1 rRNA gene is annotated in these 1,725 nt (G+C 55.2%); it reads right to left on the reverse strand.

The features are described from left to right. Positions 1-13: 13 nt before the first annotated feature. Positions 14-1,554 (reverse strand): 16S ribosomal RNA (locus ACUN9V_RS19865). Positions 1,555-1,725: the final 171 nt, after the last annotated feature.

Raw genomic sequence — 1,725 nt, forward strand, 5'->3', positions numbered from 1 at the left:
TAAGCTGGTCGTTTAAGGAGGTGATCCAGCCGCAGGTTCCCCTACGGCTACCTTGTTACGACTTCACCCCAGTCATGAACCACACCGTGGTGATCGCTCTCCCGAAGGTTAAGCTAACCACTTCTGGTGCAGTCCACTCCCATGGTGTGACGGGCGGTGTGTACAAGGCCCGGGAACGTATTCACCGTGACATTCTGATTCACGATTACTAGCGATTCCGACTTCACGGAGTCGAGTTGCAGACTCCGATCCGAACTGAGGCCGGCTTTCTGGGATTCGCTCCATCTCGCGATCTCGCAGCCCTTTGTACCGGCCATTGTAGCACGTGTGTAGCCCTACCCGTAAGGGCCATGATGACTTGACGTCGTCCCCACCTTCCTCCGGTTTGTCACCGGCAGTCTCCTTAGAGTTCCCACCATTACGTGCTGGCAAATAAGGACAAGGGTTGCGCTCGTTACGGGACTTAACCCAACATTTCACAACACGAGCTGACGACAGCCATGCAGCACCTGTCTCAGAGCTCCCGAAGGCACGAAGGCATCTCTGCCAACTTCTCTGGATGTCAAGGGTAGGTAAGGTTCTTCGCGTTGCATCGAATTAAACCACATGCTCCACCGCTTGTGCGGGCCCCCGTCAATTCATTTGAGTTTTAACCTTGCGGCCGTACTCCCCAGGCGGTCGACTTATCGCGTTAACTGCGCCACTAAGTCCTTAAAGGTCCCAACGGCTAGTCGACATCGTTTACGGCGTGGACTACCAGGGTATCTAATCCTGTTTGCTACCCACGCTTTCGCACCTCAGTGTCAGTGTCAGGCCAGAAGGCCGCCTTCGCCACTGGTATTCCTCCCGATCTCTACGCATTTCACCGCTACACCGGGAATTCTACCTTCCTCTCCTGCACTCTAGCCTGGCCGTTCCGGATGCCGTTCCCAGGTTGAGCCCGGGGCTTTCACAACCGGCGTGCCAAGCCACCTACGCGCGCTTTACGCCCAGTAATTCCGATTAACGCTCGCACCCTCCGTATTACCGCGGCTGCTGGCACGGAGTTAGCCGGTGCTTCTTCTGCGAGTGATGTCGTTCCTCTAGGGTATTAACCCAGAGGCTTTCTTCCTCGCTGAAAGTGCTTTACAACCCGAAAGCCTTCTTCACACACGCGGCATGGCTGGATCAGGCTTTCGCCCATTGTCCAATATTCCCCACTGCTGCCTCCCGTAGGAGTCTGGGCCGTGTCTCAGTCCCAGTGTGGCTGATCATCCTCTCAGACCAGCTACGGATCGTCGCCTTGGTAAGCCGTTACCTTACCAACTAGCTAATCCGACATAGGCTCATCCGATAGCGCGAAGTCCGAAGATCCTCCGCTTTCTCCCGTAGGACGTATGCGGTATTAGCGTGGGTTTCCCCACGTTATCCCCCACTACCGGGCAGATTCCTATGCATTACTCACCCGTCCGCCGCTCGCCACCAGGGAGCAAGCTCCCCGTGCTGCCGCTCGACTTGCATGTGTTAGGCCTGCCGCCAGCGTTCAATCTGAGCCATGATCAAACTCTTCAGTTTAAAGTCTGATAGTCCTTACTTCTCTCGCCCCGAAGAACAAGAAGAAAAGCGGACCAAACTTGGTTCAAGGTCAAACGAATCTTGACGAGTCGCTTGCCTCGATATGTCGTGACTGGCTGTCACGCGAGAACAAGCGCCCACATCAATTACCTGATCGATTGTTAAAGAGCG

The sequence above is a fragment of the Salinicola sp. V024 genome, from assembly GCF_052645315.1.